The organism is Rhizobacter sp. P3_B12, from assembly GCF_056402895.1.
The window spans coordinates 1-24671 of sequence record NZ_JBFUGN010000003.1 but is presented as its reverse complement, the minus strand read 5'-3'; the positions used below and the strand labels follow the sequence as shown (position 1 = coordinate 24671).

Below are 24671 nucleotides of genomic sequence, written 5' to 3'. Positions count from 1 at the left end.
AAAGCTCGTCAGTTCGAGCCGGCCGGTGGGCCGATCCGCAGCCGGCTTGCCAACCGATCCCACAGCCGGTTGAGCCGGCCCCGCATCAGGATGCGCGATGGCACGGGTCGGCGGTGACCCTCGCGCAACCGGAAATACCGCTGTGTGAAACGAGGATCGCTCGGGCCGAGGTTTCCGATCGGCACGCCCAGCTTCCACGCCAGGAACGGAAGGCTGATCTGGTCGCGCCGGACGCCGCTGCGGTATGCCGCCCACCACGCCGCCATCAGGCGCTGGACGCCAGGTGAAGCGTGGCGGCGCACGATCACGCCGGCCTCATGGAGGCCGTGTCCGCGCGGAAAACCCTCGGCCGCATAGCCGCGCATCTGGCGCCGGATGGTCGCCGACCAGGCGTATCCGATCGCGGCGCACTCTTCGGCTTCCTGGTAGGCGCAGTCGCGAAACGGGTGCGCATAGAGCGACAGGTCGTGGCTGGCGAGCGCGTTCGCGGCCATCGGACGAGGATCCGAGATGATCTGGATGTTTCCGTCCACGTAGAGACTCGCCTCGTGCTCCGGGAAAATCAGGTGCGGGTGCATCTTGGCGTAGCGGTTCAACTCCGGCGCGCTCAGCGGCATGGCCGGTAGGCGCTGCAGGATCCAGGGCGACGGCACGGACACGGCCGCGTCCGACAGGCAGATGAAGTCGATGTCCGCGCTCTCGACGAGCGGCGCCGGCAGCTCGTCGTAGTTGCCGGCGACGCAGGTGTAGACCAGCAGGCGACCGGTGCTCACAGCCATGCGTCCGCCCAGGCCAGGAAGCTCAGCACGCACCACAGCACGCCGGAGTGGTCGGCCTGGGCCGCCCGATGCTCGGCCAGCAGCCGGGCGCAGAACGGGCGGTTCAACGAGGGCGATCCCTTGCTGCCGTGGATCAGGTCGGCCGCCCAATCGTGCAGGTCTGAACGCAGCCAGTCGGCCAGTGGCGCCGAGAAGCCCTGCTTCGGGCGCTCGACCAACGCGCGCGGCACGTAGCGGTAAAGCAGTTCGCGCAGCACGCGCTTCGATTGGCCCGCACCGACCAGGTACTCGGTGGGCAGCGACGCCGCCAGCTCGGCGACGCGGTGGTCGAGCAGCGGCGCGCGGCTTTCCAGGCTGTTGGCCATGGTGGCACGGTCCACTTTGGCGAGGATGTCGCCCGGCAGATAGGCGCGCTGGTCGAGCAGCATGGCGGCCCGCACGTAATCGGGCTGACGCCCTTGTGCGAGAGGGGCTGGCGCGGAGAAGACGGTCTCCAGGCGGCGCGCACCCGGCACGATGTCGAGGTCATCCTGCGAAACCCGCGCCAGCACCTCGGCAATGTCCGTCGGGCCGCGGGCCGACAGCAAGGCGTGGCGAAGGCGAAGTCGTTGTGCGACCAGGCGCGAAGCGATCGGCCGCGGCAACGGGGCCGACAGCGCCTGGGCAGCGCGCCACGGAACGGCGGCCAGCAGCGCCGCGAATGCATGCCGCCCCGGCAGGCCCGCGTAGCGCCTGCCGACCAGGTACTTCGGATAGCCGCCGAACACCTCGTCGCCGCCGTCGCCGGACAGCGCCACGGTGAGATCCCGGCGAACCAGTCCGGCCAGCAGGAAGGTCGGGATCTGGGACGAGTCGCCGAGCGGCTCGTCATACAGCGTCGGCAACTGCGGAATCACGGCGCGCGCGTGGGCACTGCTGACGTAGAGCTCGGTGTGCAGGGTCTGCAGGTGCTGTGCGACCGCACGCGCGTGCGGGGCCTCGTCCGAGGCGGGCGAGTCGAAACCGATGCAGTACGTCCGGATCGGCGTGGCGGACTGCGCCTGCATCAGCGCCACGATGGTCGAGGAGTCGATGCCGCCGGACAGCATCGCGCCGAGCGGAACGTCCGCCTGCATCTGTCCCTTCACGGCATTCCGAAGCAGGGTGTCCAGTGCGCCGACCGCGTCCTCGAAGCTGCCCTCGAAGGGCTTTGCCAGGCCCTGCGCGAAAGCGTCCTCGGCACGCCAGTAGTGATGGAAGGTCGGTGCAGCCGAGGCTGCGTCGATGTCCAGCTGCAGGATGGCCGCCGGTTCCAGCTTGTGCACGTTCTCATAGATGCTGTGCGGCGCGGCGATGTAGCCGAAGCGCATCAGCTGGGCCACCGCATGCAGGTTCAAGCGCCGCTCGAACGATGGATGGGCCGCCAACGCCTTCAACTCGGACGCGAACAGGAAGCTGTTGTGTTGGCGGGTGTAGTAGATCGGCTTCTCGCCGAACCGGTCTCGCGCCAACGCCAGCCGCCGCTGCTGCCGGTCCCACAAGGCGATCGCGAACATGCCGACGCAGCGGGTCAACGCAGCGGCGAGCCCCTGCTCCTCGATCAGCGCCAGCAGGACTTCGGTGTCGGAGTGGCCCTTGAACACCGCGCCGCGTGCGACGAGTTCGTTGCGCAGGCTGGCGTGGTTGTAGATCTCGCCGTTGAAGGCCAGCACGTAGCGCCCGCTGGTGCTGAGCATCGGCTGGTGGCCGGAGGGCGAGGTGTCGACGATCGCCAGTCTCAGGTGCCCGATCGCGACGCCGTCGTGCAGCCAGGTTCCGCTGTCGTCGGGTCCGCGATGCGCGATGCGGGCCAGCATCTCGCGCAAGGTGCTTTCGGCAGCCTCCGTGGCCCGCGAGAGGTCGATGAATCCGGCGATGCCGCACATGTCAGGTCTCCTGCGCTTCGTCTCGCGACCGCCAGTAGTGGATTCCGACCATCAGCACGACGAGCTGCGAGCAGACCAGGGTGGCCATCCAGCCGGTGGGTCCGAATGCCGCGATGGCGGGAATGCCGACCAGGACACAGATGCCGAGGACTGCGAGGTTCAGCGACATCACCTTCGGCTTGCGATGGCTCAAGGTCAGGTATCCCGTCAATGCCGGACCGAATATGCCGACCACCAGCCACCCGAGGCCCCAGGCCAGCAAGGACCGCGTGTCCTCGGCTGTCGTGCCGAAGATGAACGCCGACAACGGCTCGCGGCAAGTCCATATGATGCCGGCCAGCAGCGTTGTCGCCGCGAGATGAGCCCCGATGAGCTGGGTAAGCAGGCGCCAATAGGCGCGCCGGTCGTTGACGTAGCTGCTGGCCAGGCGCGGGTAGGCGGCGACGTAGGTCAGCTGGCATGCCGCCGCCAGCGCGTTGACCACACGCTCGACGGCGCTGTAGCTGCCGGCCGACGACGCACCGGCCACCTGGTTGATCAGGATCGGGCCCGCCACGGTGTACAACGCGGAGGCCAGTTGGGAAGCGAACAGCGGCCAGTCCTCTCGCAGCAGCGGCAACGGGCGGCTGTTGCGTACGGTGTCGCGCCGCAGGCCGGCGAGCCGCCAGGCCGAGCACAAGGTGACCAGGCCGACGAACACGCCTCCGAACGACAACGACACGGCGGCGGCCACCACCGATACGGTGCCGTTGCCGACGACCCCCCACCACCCGAGCGCCAGCGCCCCGCACGAGCCCACGATGGCGGCGAGCGCAACCCGGAGGAAGCGTCCCTGGAACTGCAGAAACCAGCTCGCATTGGCCGCTGCACCGATCGGGACCAGCAGCAGCACGAGCCAGCTCCCGGTGCCAGCGGCGCCGGGAGGGGCCTGCGTGGCGGCCACGAGCACCATCAGCGGCAGCACGACGGCCAGCAGAGTGGCCTTGCCCACCACGACATCGGCCAGGATCGTGTCCGTCGCGGACGGGTCGCCGGCCAGGCGCTGCGGGCCAGTCAGCTGGAATGCGTACTGCGTGATGAGCCCTCCGAAGCCTGCCCACGCGAGGGCCACTGCCAGGTGGCCATAGTTCGCCAGACCGATTGAGCGCACGATGTGGGGCACGAGCAGCAGCGGCACCAGCGCCCCCGCCGCGTACTGGAACAGCAGGATCGCATTGGCCTTCGCGATGTGGCGGATCATGCCGGGAGCGTCATTCGCCGGATCGGTGCGGCACGCGCGGCCCGGGCCCATGAGCTTCTGCTACCGTAGCGCGTGCGCTCGCCGCCCTGCTGCGCCTTCCCGCAAAACCCATGACCAGTTTCGTCGTTGCGCTGTTGATTTCATTCGTCATATCCGGGCTCATTATCCGGGTCTCGCGTCGGCATGGATCCTTGCCTTGGGACGACACCCGGACCGGCGTGCAGAAGTTCCACGCCGTGTCGACGCCGCGCGTCGGAGGCCTGGCCTTGCTGGTGGCGATGCTCGGGCTGGCACTGTTGATGACGGCCACTGCTCCGGCGTTGGTGGGCAGTTTTTCGTTGCTGCTGCTGGCCGGTGCGCCGGCGCTGCTGACCGGCCTGGCCGAAGACATGACCAAGCGCGTCGGCGTGCTGCCGCGCCTGCTCGCGACCATGCTGAGCGGTGCCATCGCGTTCTTCTGGCTCGGCGCGGAAGTACGGCGCGTCGATATCGGCTTTCTCGATGCCCTGCTGCTCTATAACGCCGTGAGCCTGCTGCTGAGCACGATGGCCGTCGGCGGACTGGCCAACGCGATCAACATCATTGATGGCTATAACGGACTGGCGGCCGTGGTGGCCAGCGCGATGTTCCTGTCGCTGGCTTACGTGGGCCTGCAGGTGGGGGATCCGCTGATCGTCGCCACCGCGCTGGCCGCCACCGGCGCCCTGGTCGGATTCCTCGTCTGGAACTGGCCACGCGGGCTGATCTTCCTGGGCGACGGCGGCGCGTATTTCGTCGGCTATCTGCTGGCGGTGCTGGTGATCCTGCTGGTGGCGCGGCACCCGCAGGTGTCGGCCTGGTACGCGCTGGTGCTGTTCGTGTACCCGGTGTTCGAGACCGTGTTCTCGGTGTGGCGCCGACGTTTCCTGCGCGGCACGAGCCCCGGCCTGCCGGACGGCCTGCATCTGCACACGCTGATCTTTCGCCGGCTGGTGCGTTGGGCCGTCGGGCGCCAGGAGGCCGCCAGCCTCACGCTGCGCAACAGCCTGACAGCGCCCTATCTGTGGGCGCTGTCGAGCTTCGCCGTCCTGCCGGCATCGCTGCTGTGGCGCCACACCCTCGCACTGCAGATCGTCGCGGCGATCTTCTGCGTGCTGTACGTGTGGCTGTATGCCCGATTGGTGCGGTTTCGCGCACCTCGCGCGCTGATGATCCGTTCCAAGAAGGGCGGGCTGATCAGCCGCTGGCGCGACTTCTGACGCCGGCTCAAGCAGCCGCCACCCAATCCCCCGACTTCCCCCCGTGCTTCTCCAGCACCCGGATCTCCCCCATCACCATCCCGCGGTCGACCGCCTTGCACATGTCGTAGACGGTCAGCAGCCCGACCTGCACCGCCGTCAGCGCCTCCATCTCGACGCCGGTGCGCCCGAGCGTCTCGACCTGCGCGGTACAGCGCACCAGGCTCGCCGCCGCGTCGATCTCGAACTCCACCGCGACCTTGGTGATCGGCAGCGGATGGCACAGCGGGATGAGCTCGGCGGTCCGCTTGCTGGCCTGGATGGCGGCGATGCGGGCGATGCCGATCACGTCGCCCTTCTTGGCCGTGCCGCCCTGGATCAGCGCGAGCGTGGCCGGCTGCATGCGGATCACGCCGGCGGCGCGCGCGATGCGGTGCGTCTCGGCCTTGCCCGACACGTCGACCATGTGCGCCTGCCCCTGCGCGTCGAAATGGGTCAGGCCGCTCGCGGGCTGGGACTGTGCTGGGGGAAGGGGCTTGGACATGAAGGGAAACATCCGGGCAACGTGGCGCTGGCATCATAGCGATCGGCCGCTCCTCGCCTTCGTGCCCCACCGGATGACACGTTCACGCTCCACCCGCCTCACCGCATCGCTGTGCGCGCTGGCCCTGCTCATCGGCAGCGCCGGGGTGCGTGCGCAGGACACCCCCCCACCGGCCACGCAGAACGCGCTGCCCGCGCTCGGCGATTCGATCTCCGACGACCTGAGCGTCGGCACCGAGCGCCGGCTGGGCGACCAGATCATGCGGGCGATCCGACAGGATCCCGACTACCTCGACGACCCCGTCCTCGTCGAGTACCTGCAATCGATCTGGCAGCCGCTGGTGGCGGCCTCGCGCGCCCAGGGCAACATCGGTGCCGAGACCGACCAGCGCTTCGCCTGGGAGCCGTTCCTGGTGCGCGACAAGACCGTCAACGCGTTCGCGCTGCCCGGCGGCTACGTCGGCGTGCACCTGGGCCTGATCGCGATGACCGCCACGCGCGACGAACTCGCCTCGGTGCTCGCGCACGAGATGTCGCACGTCACGCAGCGCCACATCGCGCGCGGCATGGTCAACAGCCGGCGCCAGTCGCTGATCGGCCTGGCCGGCATGATCCTCGGCGTGATCGCCGCGACCCGCAGCAACCGCGTCGACGGCGCCAACGCGATCTTCACCGGCTCGCAGGCCGCGTCGGTGCAGGGCCAGCTGAACTTCTCGCGCGACATGGAGCGCGAGGCCGACCGCGTCGGCTTCAACGTGCTCACCGGCGCCGGCTTCGCGCCCGGCGGCATGGCGGCGATGTTCGAGAAGCTCGACCAGGCCTCGCACCTGAACGACAGCGGTGGCTTCCCGTACCTGCGCACCCACCCGATCACCACCGAGCGCATCGGCGACGCCCGCCAGCGCCTGGGCACGGCCGCGCCGGTGGCGCCGGTCAGCGTGCTCGCCCACGTGGCCGCGCAGGCGCGCGCCCGCGTGCTGATGGACACCCGCATCGACGCGCTGCGCCGCTGGCAGTCGCAGGACAGCGTGGCGCCCGATGCCAGCGTGGCCGATCGCCTGAACGCCGCCTATGCGAGCGCGCTCGCGTCGACGCTGCTGCACGACTGGACCCGCGCCGATGCGGCGCTGAAGGTGGCGCTCGGCGTGGTGCGCGGCAGCCCGCGCAGCGATGCCGTCGCCGAGCGCGAGGTCGTGATGCTGCAGGCGCAGTCGCTGGCCGAGCGTGGCGACGGCGCGCGCGCCGGCCAGGTGCTGAAGCCGTACCTCGAGGCCGGCGCCACGCCGTCGCGCGCGGTGCTGCTGCTGCAGGCGCAGGTGGCGCTGGCGTCGCCGAAGACCGACCCGGCCGTCAAGCGCAGCGCCGACGACCTGCAGACCTGGACCACGCTGCACCCGAGCGACGCGCTCGCCTGGCAGCAGCTCAGCCGCACCTGGGAGCAGCTCGGCCAGCAGCTGCGTTCGCTGCGCGCCGAAGCCGAATCGCACTATGCGGTGGGCGACCTGACCGGCGCCGTCGACCGCCTGCGCGCCGGCCAGCGGCTGGCCCGCACGCCGGGCGGCAAGGTCGATTTCATCGACGCATCGATCATCGATGCGCGGCTGCGCGAGCTCGAAGGCCAGCGCCGCCGCCAGATGGAAGAAGAACGCCGCCAGGAAGGCTGAGCTCCACCGGACCCCATCGGAATCGGCCACGGCGTGGCTTATCCTCCCGGCACTTCTGGAGGAGACGGCATGCCACGATCCATCGCCCGGGCCCTCGGCGCCGCCACGTTCGCGCTGCTTGCCGTGCTGGCTGCAGCGCCCGGCCCGGCCCGCGCCGCCACCATCACGTCGATCAGCCCGCAGGGCGAGGTCGCGCAGGTGCGCCAGGTCACGGTGAAGTTCTCCGAGGCGGTGGTGCCGTTCGGCGACCTGCGGCTGCCCGATCCGCTCGGCGTGGTGTGCGAAGGTGCCACGCGCGCCGGCTCGGGCCGCTGGGCCAACGACCGCGTCTGGCTGTATGACTTCCGCGAGGCGTTGCCGCCCGGCACGCGCTGCACGCTGAAGGCGAAGTCCGACTGGAAGCCGCTGAACGGCGCGCTGACCGGCGGCAGCGAGTTCACGTTCAGCACCGGCGGCCCGGCCATCGAATCGACCCAGCCGTACGCCGGCAACCTGGTCGAGGAAGACCAGCATTTCGTGCTGCGGCTGACCGGCCCGGCCGTCGAGGCCACCGTGGCCGCCCATGCGGCCTGCGAGGTCGACGGCATCGGCGAACGCATGCCGGTGCGGGTGGTGACGGGCGCGGTCCGCGACGAGATCCTRAAGGCGCGCCAGCTCGAGAAGCAGGCCGAGCGCATCGTCGTGCTGACCTGCCAGCGCCCGCTGCCGCCCGACGCCGCGTTGCGCCTGGTCTGGGGCGCCGGCATCGCGGCGCAGGCCAACCCGAAGATCGTCACGCGCACCGAGCAGCGCCTGAACTTCCGCGTGCGCAAGGCCTTCACCGCCGAGTTCAGCTGCGAGCGCGAGCGTGCCGAGGCACCGTGCCTGCCGATCCGCCCGCTGACGCTGCGCTTCTCGTCGCAGCTGCCGCGCGAGCTGGCGGCGGCGGTCCGGCTGCAGCCGGCCTCGGGCAAGGCGATCGCGCCGGAGTTCGATGCCGACGACAAGGCGGCCGAGGTCGACAGCCTGCGCTTCCCGATGCCGCTGCCCGAGCGCAGCGCCTTCACGATCGAGCTGCCGCGCAACCTGAAGGACAGCTCGGGCCGCGCGCTCGCGAATGCCGCGAGCTTCCCGCTGAAGGTCGCGACCGGCGACGCGCCGCCGATCGCGAAGTTCGCCGCCGCACCGTTCGGCGTCGTCGAGCTGAATGCCGATGCGATGCTGCCGGTCACGCTGCGCCATGTGCAGGGCGACCTGCGGCCGGCCGCGGGCGGCGGCGCGGTGCGCATCAAGACGCTGCGCACCGATGCCGACATCCTGCAGTGGTATGCCCGCGTCGCCCGCTACCACGAGAGCCGCCTCACCGCGAAGGAGGCCGGCCTGCCGGCATCGCAGCACTACGAGACCGAGCGCGTCGTCGACGGCAAGGGTCGCAGCAAGGAAGTGCGCCACGAGCGCGTCGTCGAGACCCGCGAGCTGTCGCTGCTGAACGGCGGCGCCGACGTGAAGCGCATGGACCTGCCGCAGCTCGTCGGCGGCGACCCGCGGCCGTTCGAGGTGGTCGGCATCCCGATCCCCGACCCCGGCTACCACGTGGTCGAGATCGAATCGCGCCGCCTCGGCGAAGCCCTGCTCGACAAGAAGGCGCCGATGTACGTGCGCGCCGGCGTGCTGGTCACCAACCTCGGCGTGCACTTCAAGCTCGGCCGCGAGAACAGCGTGGTCTGGGTCACGACGCTCGACCGCGGCAAGCCGGTGGCCGACGCCGACATTGCGGTCAACGACTGCCGTGGCCAGCGGCTGTGGGCCGGCCGCACCGATGCGAACGGCCTGGCCCGCATCGACCAGGTGCTGGAGCGGGCCGGCGAGTGCCCGGCCGACAGCGGCTTCTTCGTCACCGCGCGCAAGCCGACGCCGAAGGGCCTGACCGACACCGCCTTCGTCTTCAGCAGCTGGCAGAAGGGCATCGAGACCTGGCGCTTCAGCTTCCCGACCAGCCACGATGCGCAGCCCGACGTGCAGGCGCACACGGTGTTCGACCGCACGCTGCTGCGCGCCGGCGAGACGGTGTCGATGAAGCACTTCATGCGCCGCGAGACCAGCAGCGGCCTGGCCGCGGTGCCGGCCGAGCGGCTGCCGACGCGGCTGAAGATCGTGCACCAGGGCAGCGGGCAGGAAGTGACGCTGCCCTTGAGCTGGAACGGCACGCGCAGCGCGGCCTCGAGCTGGAACATCCCGCCGGCCGCCAAGCTCGGCGTCTACGACGTGACGCTGGAGCGCGAAGGCGGCGGTGACCGCGAGCGCAGCGGCTGGTCGGCCGGCAGCTTCCGCGTCGAGGAGTTCCGGCTGCCGCTGGTCGATGCGCGCGTCAGCGGGCCGAAGGAGGTGCCGGTCGCGCCGAAGGAGCTGCCGATCGGCGTGCAGCTGAACTACTTCGCCGGCGGCGGGATGGCGCAGGCGCCGGCCCGGCTGACGGCCTTGCTGCGCAGCCGCGCGAGCGGCTTCGCGGGCTACGACGAGTTCAGCTTCGAGCCGCCGCGCGACCCGAAGCAGGCCGCGCGCGGTGACGACGGTGACGAGGGCACGCCCGAATCGAGCGGCAAGGTGGTCGCCGACAAGCTGCCGCTGACGACCGACCGCGACGGCGCCGCCAGCGCCACGCTGAAAGACCTGCCCGCGATCAAGCGGCCGAGCGAGCTCGTCACCGAGGTCACCTTCAACGATCCGAACGGCGAGGTGCAGACCGCGTCGACCACCGTCGCGCTGTGGCCGAGCGCCGTCGTGCTGGGGGTGAAGACCGGCTCGTGGGCGAGCGCGCGGGGCCAGGTGAAGCTGCAGGTGCTGGCGCTGGACACCGCCGGCAAGCCGCTGAAGGGCCAGGCGGTCGAGGTGCGGGGCCGGCTGTCGCAGGTGATCAGCACGCGCAAGCGCATGGTCGGCGGCTTCTACGCCTACGACAACCGCACCGAGGTCAAGGAGCTCGGCACCGTGTGCAGCGGCAGCACCGACGACCGCGGCCTGCTGCTGTGCGATGCGGCGCTCGAGAACGCCGGCCAGGTCGAGCTGATCGCGAAGGCGAGCGACAAGGCGGGCAATGTCGCCGAATCGGCCGCCAGCGTGTGGGTCACGAAGCAGGGCGAGCTGTGGTTCGCGCAGGACAACGACGACCGCATCGACGTGCTGCCCGAGAAGAAGAGCTACGAGCCCGGCGAGACCGCGCGGCTGCAGGTGCGCATGCCGTTCCGCGAGGCGACCGCGCTGGTCAGCGTCGAGCGCGAGGGCGTGATCGCGACGCGCGTGCTGACGCTGCGCGGCGACGACCCGACGGTCGAGCTGAAGATCGAGAAATCCTGGGGCCCGAACGTGTATGTCGACGTGCTGGTGCTGCGCGGGCGCATCCGCGAGGTGCCGTGGTATTCGTTCTTCAGCTGGGGCTGGAAGGAGCCGCTGAACTGGGTGCGCTCGTTCTGGTACGAGGGCCGCGAGTACCAGGCGCCGACCGCGATGGTCGACCTGTCGAAGCCGGCCTTCAAGCTCGGCATCGCGGCGCTGAAGGTGGGCGTGCAGGAGCACCGGCTGGACGTGAGCGTGACGGCCGACAAGCCGCAGTACGCGGTGCGCCAGACCGCGAAGGCGCGCATCAAGGTGCTGCACGACGGCAAGCCGCTCGCCAATGCCGAGGTGGCGTTCGCCGCCGTCGACGAGGGCCTGCTGGCACTGCGCCCGAACGATTCGTGGGACCTGCTCGGCGCGATGCTGAAGCCGCGCGCGCTCGGCGTGGAGACCGCCACCGGGCAGAGCGAGATCATCGGCCGGCGCCACTACGGCCGCAAGGCGGTGGCGGCCGGCGGCGGTGGCGGCAAGAACGCGACGCGCGAGCTGTTCGACACGCTGCTGCTGTGGAAGGCCCAGGTGGCGCTGGACGCCAACGGCGAGGCGGTGGTCGAGGTGCCGCTGAACGATTCGCTGACCAGCTTCCGGCTGGTCGCGGTGGCCGATGCCGGCGTGCAGCAGTTCGGCAGCGGCAGCACCAGCATCCGCGTGACGCAGGACTTGCAGGTGTTGTCGGGCCTGCCGCCGCTGGTGCGCGACGGCGACCGGTTCAGCGCGATGCTGACGCTGCGCAACACCACCACGCACGAGATGAAGGTGCGGGCCACGCTCGCCGGCACAGCGAACAGCGGCGGCGAGCGCGGCGCCGACATCGTGCGCACGCCGATCGAGCTGCCGCCGCAGGAGGCGGTGCTGCCGGCCGGCGGCGCGAAGGAGCTGAGCTGGCCGGTCGACGTGCCGGCCGAGGTGTTCAGCATCGCGTGGGAGGCCGGTGCCGAGGAGCTCGCCGGCAGCGACAAGGCGAGGGACCGCCTGAAGCTCACGCAGCTCGTCAGCGCCGCGGTGCCGGTGCGCGTGCTGCAGGCGACGCTGTCGCAGCTCGACGGCCCGTTCACGCTACCGGTCGCTGCGCCGGCCGATGCGCTGCCGGCGAGCGGCACCAAGCGCGGCGGCCTGAACGTCGGCGTGCAGCCGAAGCTGACCGGCGCGCTGCCCGGCATCCGCCGCTACTTCGAGACCTACCCGTTCATCTGCCTCGAGCAGAAGACCTCGAAGTCGGTGGGCCTGAAGGACGCGAAGTTGTGGGCCGGCGTCGCGAACGCGCTGCCGACCTACCTCGACAGCGACGGGCTCGCGAGCTACTTCCCGCCGCGCGCCGAAGATGGCCCGCGCGGCAGCGACCGGCTCACCGCCTACGTGCTCGCCGCGACGAACGAGGCCGGCTTCGAGCTGCCGCCGGCCGCGCGCGACAGCATGCTGGACGGGCTGACCGCGTTCGTCGAGGGCCGCATCGAGCGCAAGTTCTGGTCGCCGCGGGCCGACCTGGACGTGCGCAAGCTCGCCGCGATCGAGGCCCTGTCGCGCTACGGCCGCGCGCAGCCGAAGATGCTCGGCTCGGTGAACCTCACGCCGAACCAGTGGCCGACCGCGGCGGTGATCGACTGGCTCGGCATCCTGCGCCGCGTGCAGGGCGTGCCCGAGCAGGCCAAGCGGCTGGACGAAGTGCAGCAGATCCTGCGCAGCCGGCTGACCTATGCCGGCACGACGCTGCGCTTCAGCAACGAGGGCGACGACTTCTGGTGGTGGCTGATGGACAGCGCCGATGCCAATGCGGCGCGGCTGATCCTCGCGGTGCTCGACGACCCGGCCTGGCGCGACGACCTGCCGCGCATGGTGGTCGGCAGCCTCGGCCGGCAGCGCGGCGGCGCCTGGCTCACGACGACGGCCAACCTGTGGGGCTCGCTGGCGCTCGACAAGTTCTCGGCGAAGTTCGAATCGGCGAAGGTGGCCGGGCGCACGGTGGCCGGCACCGGGGGTGCGACGGTCGCGATCGACTGGGGCAAGTCGGCCGACGGCGGCAGCGTGAAACTGCCGTGGCCCGAGGCGGCCGGCACGCTGAGCGTGTCGCAGGAGGGCTCGGGCAAGCCGTGGCTCACGGTGCAGAGCCTCGCGGCGATCCCGCTGAAGGAGCCGATCCGCGCCGGCTACAGCCTCGCTCGCACGGTCACCGCGGTCGAGCAGAAGGACAAATCCAAGTGGTCGCGCGGCGATGTGCTGCGGGTGCGGGTCGAGGTGGACGCGCAGTCGGACATGACCTGGGTGGTGGTCAGCGACCCGGTGCCGGGTGGCGCGACGCTGCTCGGCTCGGGCCTCGGCCGCGACAGCGCGATCGCGACGCAGGGCGAGAAGCGACAGGGGGCGTGGCCCGTCTTCGAGGAACGCAGCTTCGAGGCCTTCCGCAGCTACTTCGACTACCTGCCGCGCGGCAAGCATGTGATCGAGTACACCGTGCGGCTGAACAACCCCGGCCGCTTTGCGCTGCCGCCGACGCGCGTCGAGGCGATGTACGCGCCGGAGAGTTTCGGGGAGCTGCCGAACGCGGCGATCGAGGTCGCGCCGTGAAGTGGGTGGCCTGCGCTTCACTGTTGCTGCTCGCAGCGACGACGGCGCAGGCGCTGCCGACTTTCAACGACGTGAAGTCGGCGTGGAAGCCGTCCGACGTGACGCTGCTCGCCCGCGACGRCACGCCGCTGCAGACGGTGCGCGTCGACAAGAGCGCGCGCCGGCTGGCCTGGGTGCCGCTGCAGGAGGTTTCGCCCGCACTGCTGCAGGCCATCGTACTCAGCGAGGATCGGCGCTTCTACGAGCACAGCGGCATCGACTGGGGTGCGGTCGCGAAGAGCGCGTGGGCCAACGTGTGGAACACCCGCACGCGCGGCGCATCGACGCTGACGATGCAGCTGGCCGGCCTGCTCGACGACGACCTGGCGCGGCCGGTCGGCGGGCGCAGTGTCGCGCAGAAGCTCGGCCAGGCCGTCACCGCGACGCGGCTCGATGCGCGCTGGAAGAAGAGCGAGATCCTCGAGGCCTACCTGAACCGGGTCGCGTTCCGCGGCGAGGTGGTCGGCATCGATGCGCTGTCGCAGACGCTGTTCGGYAAGCACCCTGGCGGGCTGGATGTCGACGAGTCGGCGATCGCGGCAGCGCTGTTGCGCGGGCCGAACGCGACGCCGGCCGTCGTCGCGCAGCGCGCCTGCGGTGTGTTGCAGCTGCAGAAGCTCGATTGCAAGGGCGTCACCGCGCTCGCGCAGACCGCGCTGCTGCGCCAGGGCGGCATGCCGCTCGGCGAGCAGCTCGCGCCGCATTTCGCGCGGCAGGTGGTGGGTGAGGGGTCGACGCAAGCGATGGTGCAGCGCACGACGCTCGATGCGCGGCTGCAGCGTTTCGCCGTCGGCACGCTGCGGCGGCAGCTGGCCGAGCTGTCGGGCCGCAACGTCGAAGACGGCGCGATCGTCGTGCTCGACAACGCGAGTGGCGAGGTGCGGGCCTGGGTCGGCTCCAGCGGCAGTTTCTCGGATGCGGCGCAGGTCGACGGCGTGCTGGCGCGACGCCAGCCGGGCTCGACGCTGAAGCCCTTCGTCTACGAACTGGCCTTCGAGCGCCGGCTGATCACGCCGGCCAGCCTGCTCGACGATTCGCCCGCGCAGCTCGCGACGACCAACGGCCTGTACCTGCCGCAGAACTACGACCATGCGTTCAAGGGCTGGGTCAGCGCGCGCACCGCGCTCGGTGCGAGCCTGAACGTGCCGGCGGTGCGGGTGGGTGCGATGCTCGGGCCCGATGCGCTGGTCGAACGGCTGAACGCGCTGGGCCTGGCGCTGCCCGAGAGCGGCGGCTTCTACGGGCATTCGCTGGCGCTCGGCAGCGCAGATGTGAGCCTGCTGGCGCTGACGAACGCGTACCGGGCGCTGGCGAATGGCGGGCTGTTCTCGCCACCCACGTTGCACGGTGCGGCGGCGGTGCCGAAGCGCGTGGCGAGTGCGGCCGCCAGCTGGCTCGTCACCGACATCCTGGCTGACAACGCGGCGCGTGCCCGCACCTTCGGGCTGGACAGCAGCCTGGTCACGAAGGGTTTCGCCGCGGTGAAGACCGGCACCAGCAAGGACATGCGCGACAACTGGTGCGTCGGCTACACCGACCGCTACACCGTCGGCGTGTGGGTCGGCAACGCGAGCGGCGAGGCGATGCACGACGTGAGCGGTGTCAGCGGCGCCGCGCCGGTGTGGCAAGCGCTGGTGCGCGTGCTGCATGACGGCGCGCCGTCGAAGCGGCCGGCAGTGCCGGCGGGCGTGGTGCCGATGGCGATCCGCTTCGACGACCAGCGCGAGGCGGCGCGCGACGACGTGTTCGTCGCTGGCACCGAGCAGGCGCTGTGGAGCGCGAGCAGGCAGGTGCGCGGCGCGCAGCGCTTCGGCATCGCCAGCCCGCGCGACGGCAGCATCTTCGCGATCGACCCCGACATGCCGCCCGCCGCGCAGCGCATCGTGCTGGAAGGCGAGGCCGGCACCTGGTGGATGGACGGCAAGGCGCTGGGGCAGGGCGAGCGGCTGCACTGGGCGCCGTGGCCGGGGCGGCATGAGCTGAAGCTGACGGGGCGCGATGGAGTGCTGCTGCAGATGGTGAGGTTCGAGGTGCGGGGGGCGGATGTGCGAACCGACAACGCTGGTGTGAAGCCGCGCCGGCGTTGAAGGCCCGGTTGCGGTCAGGGAACTCGGGGGAGGGGTGCTGTTACTCAGGGACGTGACGGACGTGACGGACGTGGGTCTGTGCTGGCGGGCTGAGGAGCAAGCATGCTGAGGAAAGTGTTTTGGGCGACTTCGAAACGAGACAGGTTGCCGAAGGAAACAGAGCATCGAAATGATGCGGCCGGGAACATGCAGAAATCCAGAGAGAACGCGCGAACTTGCACCGGAGTGAGGCTCTACGCTGGGCAGCACCCATACAACATCACCCGGACAACCCGAAAAGCCTTCGCCAACCAGCCTGCGACCGCGTTGCTGATTCGCGGTCTCGATTGCGCCGAGAAACTCATGGGTGAAGAAGGCAAAGGACCGAAGAGTGCGCTCAAGGCCCTTCTCGCGTACATCGAGTTGATTGGCGAGAACCGCGCAATCCGAAAATGCATCAAGCCTTTCCGGGAAGCGCTGAATGAGATGAGTGCGGCGGCAGCGGATCGGCGTGAATTCAGCAAGCCACGGCTTGAGCGCGTGTTGCGCAACATGCGCACTGAAATCGTAGATTTGCAGGAGAGGCGAGAGGCAGCGATGGAAAGCCTGAAACATCGCGGCATCTACTAGGGATCGCCGCGCGATGTCGCACCCGGCCCGGTTACCATCCCCGCCGGGCCGCCTCACGCGGCTCACGTCGCTCGGACGGTTCCGGGCGCTCACGTGAAAGTCTTCCTCCATGTCCTCGTCTGCAGGCCAGCGCCGCTTTGCGCGCATCGACCGCCTTCCCCCCTACGTCTTCAACATCACTGCCGAGCTGCGCGCCGCTGCGCGACGGCGCGGCGAAGACATCATCGACATGAGCATGGGCAACCCTGACGGTGCCACGCCGGCGCACATCGTCGCGAAGCTCGCCGAGGTGGCGCAGCGGCCCGACACGCACGGCTACTCCACGTCGAAGGGCATTCCGCGCCTGCGCCGCGCGATCTCGCACTGGTACCAGGACCGCTACGGCGTCGCGATCGATCCCGACAGCGAGGCCATCGTGACGATCKGCTCGAAGGAGGGCCTGTCGCACCTGATGCTCGCGACGCTGGACCGCGGCGACACCGTGCTGGTGCCCGACCCGAGCTACCCGATCCACATCTACGGCGCGGTGATCGCCGGGGCCGACATCCGCTCGGTGCCGCTGGTGCCGGGCGTCGACTTCTTCGCCGAGCTGGAGCGCGCGATCCGCGGCAGCTACCCGAAGCCGAAGATGATGGTGCTGGGCTTCCCGAGCAACCCGACGGCGCAGTGCGTCGAGCTCGATTTCTTCGAGCGCGTGGTGGCGCTCGCGCGCAAGCACGACATCTTCGTGGTGCACGACCTGGCCTACGCCGACATCGTGTTCGACGGCTGGAAGGCGCCGTCGATCATGCAGGTGCCGGGCGCCAAGGAGATCGCGGTCGAGTTCTTCACGCTGTCGAAGAGCTACAACATGGCCGGCTGGCGCGTCGGCTTCATGGTCGGCAACCGCGACCTGGTGGCGGCCCTCGCGCGCATCAAGGCGTACCACGACTACGGCACCTTCACGCCGCTGCAGGTGGCGGCGATCGCAGCGCTGGAGGGCGACCAGCAGTGCGTGAAGGACATCGCCGCGCAGTACCAGCGCCGCCGCGACGTGCTGGTGAAGGGCCTGCACGAGGCCGGCTGGATGGTCGAGTCGCCGAAGGCCTCGATGTACATCTGGGCGCGCATCCCCGAGCCGTACCGCGCGCTCGGCTCGCTGGAGTTCGCCAAGCAGATGCTCGCGAAGGCCAAGGTCTCGGTGTCGCCCGGTATCGGCTTCGGCGACCACGGGGATGACCACGTGCGCTTCGCGCTGATCGAGAACGAGGCGCGCATCCGGCAGGCGGTGCGGGGGGTCAAGGCCATGTTCAAGGCGGATGGGGTGGAGCTGCTGCGAACAACCTGACGAACGTCTGCGCCGGGCCTGGAACGGCTTCGGCGCCGTGGTTACTCAGACGGTCTCGGGGACGACCCCTGCGGGTCGGGCGCGCCGCGTAGCGTGGCGTGCATGCGGTCCCTGAGCCACTTGTTGGGAGACATCAATGCACAGTGTGAGCACCTTCACCACCCCGAGAACATTCGAGTGCCCTTCCGACGCATACGGTGTCGAGCCGGACCGAAAGCCGTCAAGACTTGCCGACTTCCGCCAACCGTTCGCGAAGGCCCGGAGCAAAGCGCACAAGATGCTTGAAGCCGTGACGGACGCGGTTCGGGATGCGGGAAATGTTTGGCAAGAGTGTGGCCAAGGCGTCGCGAAGGCGGCCGGCGCGGCCCTCGAAGCAGGTTGCTCGGCCGCCGGCAAGACTGCCGATGCAGCGGGTTCGGCTGTGACGAAGCTGCGCAAGATCGTATCGGCCGGGTCGTCCTTCGCAGAGGCCTCGACGGCGATCAACGCCGAGGCACAGCGCCTGGACAGCACGTTCGAGTTGGAGGCCAAGGGCAAAGTCGATGGATCGCGGCAAGCCCGGGCTGACTCGACCCCTGAACGACCCGACGACAGGGCCCCCTCGGGTCTGCATCGGCGCGAGGGTTATCAAGCCCCCGAGTCGTACGAACCGCGCTACGAATCGCTGCCGGAGGCCTTCTTCGTGATGCTGACGTGCCGTCAACCTCAGGCCTACGATCTGATGTGCCACGAAGTCGATCTCCACTATCACCTGGAGTGCGTCAAGTGCGAGGAGCAGGGCCGGACCATGTCACCGGTGTGGCCGCTGGTCTCGACACATGCCGACCTGGTGTGGTCCCACTTCTTCGATCCGGTGGCGTCCGGCAGGCTGCAAAGCGAGATGGCCGAGCTCAAGCACAGCCTCTATCTGCTCACGCAGCTGTGACAGGCCTCGGAGGGCAACGTGCCCGAGGCCCGGCGCCTGACGAAGGTCAGAGGCGGGGCAGTGGAACCGGAGTGGCTCGCTGGTTACTCAAGGCCCGTGCGAACGAGTTTCAAGGCGACGGGCGTTTGCATGGTGCAAGGCTGCGGCCTGGCCGTTTCGTTGCCTGCGGAGGTTTCCATGCCGAGTCTGAAATTCATTGCAAAGGTCTTCAAAGGGAGCTTGGGCGCTCTGAGTGGGGCCGGTCCCGCCAAGAGCACGCTTGCCAAGAACCTGCGCCCGGTCTTCGCGGTGCAGCGGAGGGGTGCGGCCATTTGCGCTGCCGAGGCATTTCACCGCTTGCGTGAACGGCGCATGCCGACCGGCGCGAAGAGGGCCATCCAGTCATTCGTTGATCGCCTGTCGAAGAACACGGATCGGTACGGCAAGAGCACCTACCTCTTCGATGGCAAACCGGCTCGCGATCTGGTCCTGGCCCCCGGCTGGAAACTCGTGAATGGAGCAAGTCGAGCCGTTGCGGGCGGCGTATCCGGGGTCAGGCGGGCCTTGGCAGCTGCGCCGCCAACGATTCGTCAATCGACCATTGCCACGTCGACGGACCTGACGTCCGAACTTGCCGCCCCCGCCACGACAGTGCCTGCGCAGACCACGGCGTCAGCAACCTCGGCTCCGACCGAGAATCCGACGACGACGCGAACGGTCACATTCAGGCCGGACGACATCGGCGACGAGGGCTTTGCCAAACTGGTGAACGACTTCACTCGCAACCGGCTGGCCTGACCTTCTGAATCAGTTGCCTCGAGAGTTGAAGACCGCCTCCAGAGCGGCATCGATCACCACCCCGCACAAGCTGTAGATCAACGACCCGATCAAGGCCGCGAAGAAGCCGGCGACCGCCAGGCCGCTGAGCAGCTGCGCCGCGAAATAGAACATCAGCGCGTTGATCACGAACAGGAACAGCCCGAGCGTCAGCACGGTGACCGGCAGTGTCAGCAGCACCAGGATCGGTCGCAGCAGCGCGTTCAGCAGGCCCAGCACCAGCGCGGCCAGCATCGCCGAGCCGAAGCTGGTCACCGTGACGCCGGGGTAGAGGTGGGCCACCAGCAGCAACGCGGCGGCGAGCAGGAGCCAGCGGAGGAGGGTCTTCATCCGCGCGAGCATACCTGCGCCCCCGCGCGCCGGAGCTCCTCCGATGTGGTCCGACGACCCAGGGTTTTCCGCTCCCCCCAGGGTTAGGGGGAAGGAAATGTCACGCCTTGACACACCGAAGCTGCGCCACCGAGCATCCAGCTTCCCATCAACCCCACGCACAGCGCAGTTGCACGCACCCGTGTACTGCGCTGTCCCGGTCCTGCTTGCAGGCAGTCGGACGGATCGGGTGGACGTGCCCCACAAGGAGTGTCTCGTGTCTATCCGAATTTCCTGGAAGTCCGGGCTGGCGGTCGTTGCCGCGCTCGTCCTGGCCGCCTGCGGCGGCGGAGGCGGCAGCGGCAGTGACGGTGCGCCCGATACCTCGGCCGCCGCGGATGCGCCGCTTGCCGACGCTCCGGTGCGCACCGTGCAGCAGACCGCGCTGCCCGGTGGCCGTGTCGACGTGGTCGATACGCGCCTGTCGAAGGCGACCGGCTCGGTCGACGTGTGGGTGACGCTCACCGACGCGCCGGTGGCCGCTGCCGCCGCGCAGCTCGCCGTTGCCGCATCGACCACCGAACGCACGCTCAGCGTGAAGACGCTGCGCGAAGCGCCGCAGGCCACGCGCGAGGCGCTGGCCGCGCACCGCAAGAGCGTGCTGTCGCACCAGGATGCGCTGCAGGCCAGCCTCTCCACGCTCGGCGCCCAGGAACTCGGCCGCGTCCACATGGCGCACAACGCCATCGCCGTGCGCGTCGACGCCTCGCAGCTGAAGGCCATCGCCGCGCTGCCGGGCGTCGCCAAGGTGCGCCGCGTCAACCACTACGAGATGAGCCTCGCCGAGACGGTGCCGTACATCGGCGCCACCGCGGCGCAGCAGGCCGGGGCCGACGGCACCGGGGTGCGCGTGGCGGTGCTCGATTCGGGCATCGACTACACGCACCGCAACCTGGGTGGGGCCGGCACGCCCGAGGCCTACCTGAAGGCCTACGGCACCGACCCGAGCGATCCGCGCAACACCACCATCGACCCGAGCGTCTTCCCGACCAGCAAGGTGGTCGGCGGCTTCGACTTCGTCGGTGACGTGTGGCCGAACGGCCCGCGCACCGAAGACCCGAACCCGATCGACTTCCAGGGCCATGGCACGCACGTCGCCGACATCATCGGCGGCAAGAGCCTGGACGGCACCCACAAGGGCGTCGCCCCCGGCGCCCAGCTGCTGGCACTGCGCGTGTGCAGCGCGGTGGCGACCAGCTGCAACGGCGTCGCGATCCTGAAGGCGATCGACTGGTCGATCGACCCGAACGGCGACGGCGACCCGTCCGACGCGGTCGACGTGATGAACCTGTCGCTCGGCTCCGACTACGGCCAGAACATCGACGACTCCACCGAGGCCATCTCGACCGCGGTCGATGCCGGCATCGTGGCGGTAGTCGCGGCCGGCAACTCGGCGAACAAGCCGTACATCGTCAGCTCGCCGTCGATCGCCCCGGGGGCCATCAGCGTCGCGCAGACGCAGGTGCCGAGCGCCGTCGCCTTCGGCCTGAAGATCAACTCGCCGGCCTCGATCGCCGGCACCTACGGCAACACCGCGACGGTCGACTGGGCGCCGATCGCCGGCGGCTTCAGCGGCGACGTGGTGTTCGTCGGCACCGCCTGCCCGGGCGAGGCGCTGCTGGCCAACCCGGCCGGCAAGGTGGCGCTGGTCGACCGCGGCGCCTGCTCGATCAGCCTGAAGGTGGATGCGGCCGGCGCGGCCGGTGCCACCGGCGTGCTGCTCGGCCTGGTCGCCCCGGGCGACGCGGTGTCGTTCAGCAACGGCGGCGGCACCCACTTCGTGCCGACGCTGGTGATCACGCAGTCCACGTCGAACAAGATCAAGGCCAACATCGCGGCACCGGTCAACGTGACGGTCAGCGACGGCACCAAGGTGCCGCTGATCGGCAGCATGGCCAGCACCTCGGCGCGCGGCCCGAGCATCAGCTACCAGACCATCAAGCCCGAGATCGGCGCGCCCGGCGCCTCGGTGTCGGCGGTGGCCGGTGGCGGGACCGAGGAGGAAGCCTTCGGCGGCACCTCGGGCGCGACGCCGATGATCGCGGGCTCCGCGGCGATCCTGATCGGCAAGTACCCGGCGCGCACRCCGCTGCAGATCAAGGCGATGCTGATGAACAGCGCGATGAACCAGATCTACACCAACCCGGCGCTGCTGCCGGGCGTGCTGGCGCCGATCACGCGCATCGGCGCGGGCGAGGTGCGGGTCAACAAGGCGCTGGCCTTGAATGCCATCGCCTATGAGCCGGGCTCGCTGTCGGCGGCGCTGTCGTTCGGTGCGCAGGAGGTGTCGGCCCCGGCCGAGTACGAGAAGAAGCTGGTGGTCGAGAACTTCGGCACCACGGCCAAGACCTTCTCGATCAAGAGCGCCTTCCGCTTCGCCGACGACCAGGCCAGCGGCGCGGTGACGATCTCGGCGCCGAGCTCGGTGAAGGTCGCGGCGGGAGGCCGCCAGACGATCACCGTGAAGCTGCGCGTGAACCCCGCCAAGCTGCCCGACTGGACGCTGGAGGCCGGCGCGCAAGGCGGCAGCGGCGACCTGTTCGACGCACCGGAGTACGACGGCTACCTGACGCTCACGGCCGGCACCGAGCTGCTGAGCGTGCCGTGGCACATCCTGCCGCGCAAGGCGGCGCAGAACCTCGCGGTGGCGGCGGTGCGCCCGAACTGGCCGGGCGGCATCATCCTGATGGGCAACATCGGCGCGGCCGACAGCGAGTTCGACATCTTCGCGCTCACCGGCACCAGCAAGAAGGCCGACCCGGCCGAGCTGCCGAAGCCGGGCGACAACTTCGCGTTCATCGACATGCGTGCGATCGGCGTGCGCTACGTGGCCGATGCGGGGGCGCTGCAGTTCGCGCTGAGCAGCTTCGGGCGGCGCGCGACGCCGAACTACCCGGCGGGCTTCGAGGTCGACATCGACGTCGACCGCGACGGCGTGCCGGACTTCGCGGTCTACAACGCGGAGCAGGGCGGGTTCGGTGCGACCGGCATCAACCTGATCAACGTCGTGAACCTGGCGACCGGCGCGGGAGGCGCCTTCTACTACGCGGATGCGGACTTCAACTCGGCGAACATGATCATGACGGTGCCGCTCGCGGCACTGGGCCTGACGCCGGACCAGCAGTTCGACTTCACCGCGATCGGCTACGACAACTACTACAGCGGCAACGTGACCGATGCGTTCGACAAGATGACCTTCACGCCGGCCAAGCCGCGCTACGCGGTCAACGGCGACAGCAGCGGCATCGTGCGCAGCCTGCGCATCCAGCGCGTGGACACGCTGACGCCGGTGGGCGGCGCGACGGCGTCGCCGTCGCAGACCGGGTTCCTGGTGATGCTGCGCCGCGAGGCCGGCACCGAGGCCCAGGTGATCGTCGCGAAGTGATGATCTGACTTGCAGGGCCTTGCCGAAAGGCGGGGCTCCTGACACCTCTGACGGGCCGCCTTGTGCGGCCCGCTTCCGTTTCAGCGGCAGAAACGGACGCTGTCGCCCTCGGCCTTCTGCATGAACAAGGGCTCTGCCTTGATCGAGAGCAGTTCCATCGGCGATGCCTCGCCGCTCATCATTCCGTCTCGGCGAACCAGAGCGTCTTGACGACGCCGTTCTCGAGAAAGACGAAGAGGAACCTGAGCGTGGCTGGGTCGGCATAGACATAGGCGATCTCGCCGAAGTCGGACCTCTTGCGCCGTGCGATCACGGTGTGATGGCGACGATCCATCTCCTTCAGGTCGTCAACGCGAAACGGTTGCCCCAGGCGTTCAACGACAGCAGCTTCGGGCCAGCCGATGGCAATACCTCCCAGCCGACGCCCGAAATCCGGTGCGCGCCGCTGATTTTCAGGAGTGCACAGCGGTGTGGTGGTCAGCATGATGCTGTTGAGTGTCGGCCGGCTCCATCTCGACGGATGGTCCTCGAAGCCGAACTCCGCCCACACACCGGCTTTGGCGTCGACGTAGCAGTGAGTTCGCGCCCCTGCTTCCCCAATGCTCACCGCTCCATGGCCGAGCTGGCGGACGACGGTGGGCTCGGTGGCCGACCTGTCTTCAATGCACAGGCCGGCCAGGCACGAGCCTTGGTCAGGTGCGGGTGCCGCCCAGGACGGCATGATGATCACCGAGGCCACCATCTGCAGTGCCGCCAGGAAGAATCTGCGGTTCATTCCTTCAGTCTCGGCGATACAAGATCGTGCCCTCGGGATACCGCATCCTGAAGAGCTGGATGCTGGTGCACAAACTTTCGACATCCACGTTCTGCCCCCTCGTGCACCCATTGGTCGGGACCCATCCTTGCCGGGGCGAGTAAGGATCGGCCGTTCCGGTTCCACCTCCGTGGATCCATCGGGAGCGAGGATCCGTGGTTCGCATCTTTGCCGTGCCGTAGGCATCACCAAGCTGTCCGGATTGACAGAACGTCACCAGCCCGGAGTAGGGGTCGGCAGCTCCCGGCAAGGAGTTGCTTGTGACCGCGTTGCGTGTCTCGAAGACGAACGACTCGCCGGAGGCAGCATCGTAGTAGACGCTGCGGCCCAGCGACATCTGCGTGTAGACGATGCCAAGACCGCTCCCGACGCCCCAGCGATCTAGGCCGTTCGGGTCGATGAAGCTGAGGGGATTGCCGTCGACATAGCTATAGGGGTTCCTGGGGAAGGGCTCGGCGATGCGACCGGCGAAAGCGGCCTCGGCGAGCACGCACAGCCCGACGGTCAACAGCCCGTTGCAAAGGATTTTCATGACAGGACGTCCTGATGGAGTGATGAGACTGCGGCGCAGTCTAGGAAGCTCGAAAGCACATCTCAATCGGTGCAGATGACCCACTCGTGAACCCTCACGCAATGAACTGCATCCCCTGCGAGTCGAACGCGTTCAACGCAACACAATGAGAATCATTCTTGTTTATGTTAAAGTTTTTGAAGTTGTTTGAAGTTGCCCCTCGCCGCACCCACCCCCACCATGGCCGCCGTTCCCGTCTCCGCGACGCATCCGCCGTTGCCGCCGCTCAGCCGCCGGCCGGTGCGCACCGACGGGCTGTCGCCGGGGCAGCTGCGTGCCGTCGTCGCCGGCATCGCCGCGTTGCACCTGGGTGCCGGCTGGGCGATCCTGCAGGTGCCCGCGGTGCGCGAGGCCGTCGTGCAGGCCGCGCCGATCTTCGTCAACCTGATGGCGCCGCCGGCACCGCCCACGCCGCCCGCTCCACCGCCCCCGCCCGTCAAGCCGGTCA

The 24671-nt window shown here is 69.3% G+C and carries 16 protein-coding genes and 1 pseudogene; 10 read left to right on the top strand and 7 right to left on the bottom strand.

From position 1 onward, the window contains the following. Positions 1–8: 8 nt before the first annotated feature. From AC1D01_RS00425 to AC1D01_RS00415, 3 genes are read right to left on the bottom strand one after another with little or no spacing between them, the layout of a single operon-like run. Complete coding sequence (locus AC1D01_RS00425) at positions 9–779, bottom strand: glycosyltransferase domain-containing protein (protein WP_477864145.1); 771 nt, start codon at positions 777–779, stop codon at positions 9–11. Continuing rightward, on the bottom strand, positions 770–2683 hold the full coding sequence (gene asnB, locus AC1D01_RS00420; protein ID WP_477864144.1) for an asparagine synthase (glutamine-hydrolyzing): 1914 nt from the start codon (positions 2681–2683) through the stop codon (positions 770–772). The genes AC1D01_RS00425 and asnB overlap by 10 nt, the downstream gene beginning before the upstream one ends. A gap of 1 nt (position 2684) precedes the next feature. Next, on the bottom strand, positions 2685–3923 hold the full coding sequence (locus tag AC1D01_RS00415) for a lipopolysaccharide biosynthesis protein (RefSeq protein ID WP_477864143.1): 1239 nt from the start codon (positions 3921–3923) through the stop codon (positions 2685–2687). Between the two features lie 110 nt (positions 3924–4033). Here AC1D01_RS00415 and AC1D01_RS00410 point away from each other — a divergent pair, with 110 nt between their 5' ends. After that, on the top strand, positions 4034–5161 hold the full coding sequence (locus AC1D01_RS00410) for an MraY family glycosyltransferase (protein WP_477864142.1): 1128 nt from the start codon (positions 4034–4036) through the stop codon (positions 5159–5161). Between the two features lie 7 nt (positions 5162–5168). Here the strand turns inward: AC1D01_RS00410 and moaC are convergent, their stop codons facing one another. Then, entirely contained in the window at positions 5169–5684 is a 516-nt protein-coding gene (gene moaC, locus AC1D01_RS00405) for a cyclic pyranopterin monophosphate synthase MoaC (protein ID WP_477864141.1), read from the bottom strand. A 73-nt stretch (positions 5685–5757) separates the two neighbouring features. Here moaC and AC1D01_RS00400 point away from each other — a divergent pair, with 73 nt between their 5' ends. The 7 genes from AC1D01_RS00400 (at position 5758) to AC1D01_RS00370 (ending at position 19045) form a co-directional block, all read left to right on the top strand. Next, on the top strand, positions 5758–7347 hold the full coding sequence (locus AC1D01_RS00400) for a M48 family metalloprotease (RefSeq protein WP_477864140.1): 1590 nt from the start codon (positions 5758–5760) through the stop codon (positions 7345–7347). Positions 7348–7416: 69 nt separating this feature from the next. Continuing rightward, positions 7417–13281, top strand: a complete 5865-nt coding sequence (locus AC1D01_RS00395; RefSeq protein ID WP_477864139.1) for an alpha-2-macroglobulin family protein — start codon at positions 7417–7419, stop codon at positions 13279–13281. Continuing rightward, positions 13278–15407: a penicillin-binding protein 1C gene (gene pbpC / locus AC1D01_RS00390; RefSeq protein WP_477864138.1), complete on the top strand. Its 2130-nt coding sequence runs from the start codon at positions 13278–13280 to the stop codon at positions 15405–15407. The genes AC1D01_RS00395 and pbpC overlap by 4 nt, the downstream gene beginning before the upstream one ends. A 102-nt stretch (positions 15408–15509) precedes the next feature. Continuing rightward, positions 15510–16016, top strand: coding sequence for a hypothetical protein (locus AC1D01_RS00385; RefSeq protein WP_477864137.1), 507 nt, complete (start codon positions 15510–15512; stop codon positions 16014–16016). 109 nt (positions 16017–16125) lie between these two features. After that, complete coding sequence (alaC, locus tag AC1D01_RS00380) at positions 16126–17343, top strand: alanine transaminase (protein WP_477864136.1); 1218 nt, start codon at positions 16126–16128, stop codon at positions 17341–17343. A gap of 145 nt (positions 17344–17488) precedes the next feature. Beyond that, positions 17489–18268 carry a hypothetical protein gene (locus tag AC1D01_RS00375; RefSeq protein ID WP_477864135.1) on the top strand — a complete coding sequence of 260 codons (780 nt, stop codon included), beginning with the start codon at positions 17489–17491 and terminating at the stop codon, positions 18266–18268. Positions 18269–18445: 177 nt separating this feature from the next. Further along, positions 18446–19045 carry a hypothetical protein gene (locus AC1D01_RS00370; RefSeq protein WP_477864134.1) on the top strand — a complete coding sequence of 200 codons (600 nt, stop codon included), beginning with the start codon at positions 18446–18448 and terminating at the stop codon, positions 19043–19045. Between the two features lie 9 nt (positions 19046–19054). On the opposite strand, the gene AC1D01_RS00365 is transcribed toward AC1D01_RS00370, so the two are convergent. Beyond that, positions 19055–19414: a phage holin family protein gene (locus tag AC1D01_RS00365; protein WP_477864133.1), complete on the bottom strand. Its 360-nt coding sequence runs from the start codon at positions 19412–19414 to the stop codon at positions 19055–19057. A 256-nt stretch (positions 19415–19670) separates the two neighbouring features. Between AC1D01_RS00365 and AC1D01_RS00360 the strand changes: the two genes are divergently transcribed. After that, entirely contained in the window at positions 19671–22838 is a 3168-nt protein-coding gene (locus AC1D01_RS00360) for a S8 family peptidase (RefSeq protein WP_477864132.1), read from the top strand. A 178-nt stretch (positions 22839–23016) separates the two neighbouring features. Here AC1D01_RS00360 and AC1D01_RS00355 read toward each other — a convergent pair whose 3' ends face one another. Together AC1D01_RS00355 and AC1D01_RS00350 are read right to left on the bottom strand one after the other, a co-directional pair. Next, the gene (locus tag AC1D01_RS00355) at positions 23017–23613 is read right to left on the bottom strand and encodes a hypothetical protein (RefSeq protein WP_477864131.1); all 597 of its coding nucleotides are present in this window, start codon (positions 23611–23613) and stop codon (positions 23017–23019) included. 4 nt (positions 23614–23617) lie between these two features. Next, positions 23618–24184, bottom strand: coding sequence for an RHS repeat-associated core domain-containing protein (locus AC1D01_RS00350; protein WP_477864130.1), 567 nt, complete (start codon positions 24182–24184; stop codon positions 23618–23620). 219 nt (positions 24185–24403) lie between these two features. Here AC1D01_RS00350 and AC1D01_RS00345 point away from each other — a divergent pair. Then, positions 24404–24671 (top strand): annotated as a pseudogene (locus AC1D01_RS00345) (energy transducer TonB); the annotation flags it as partial.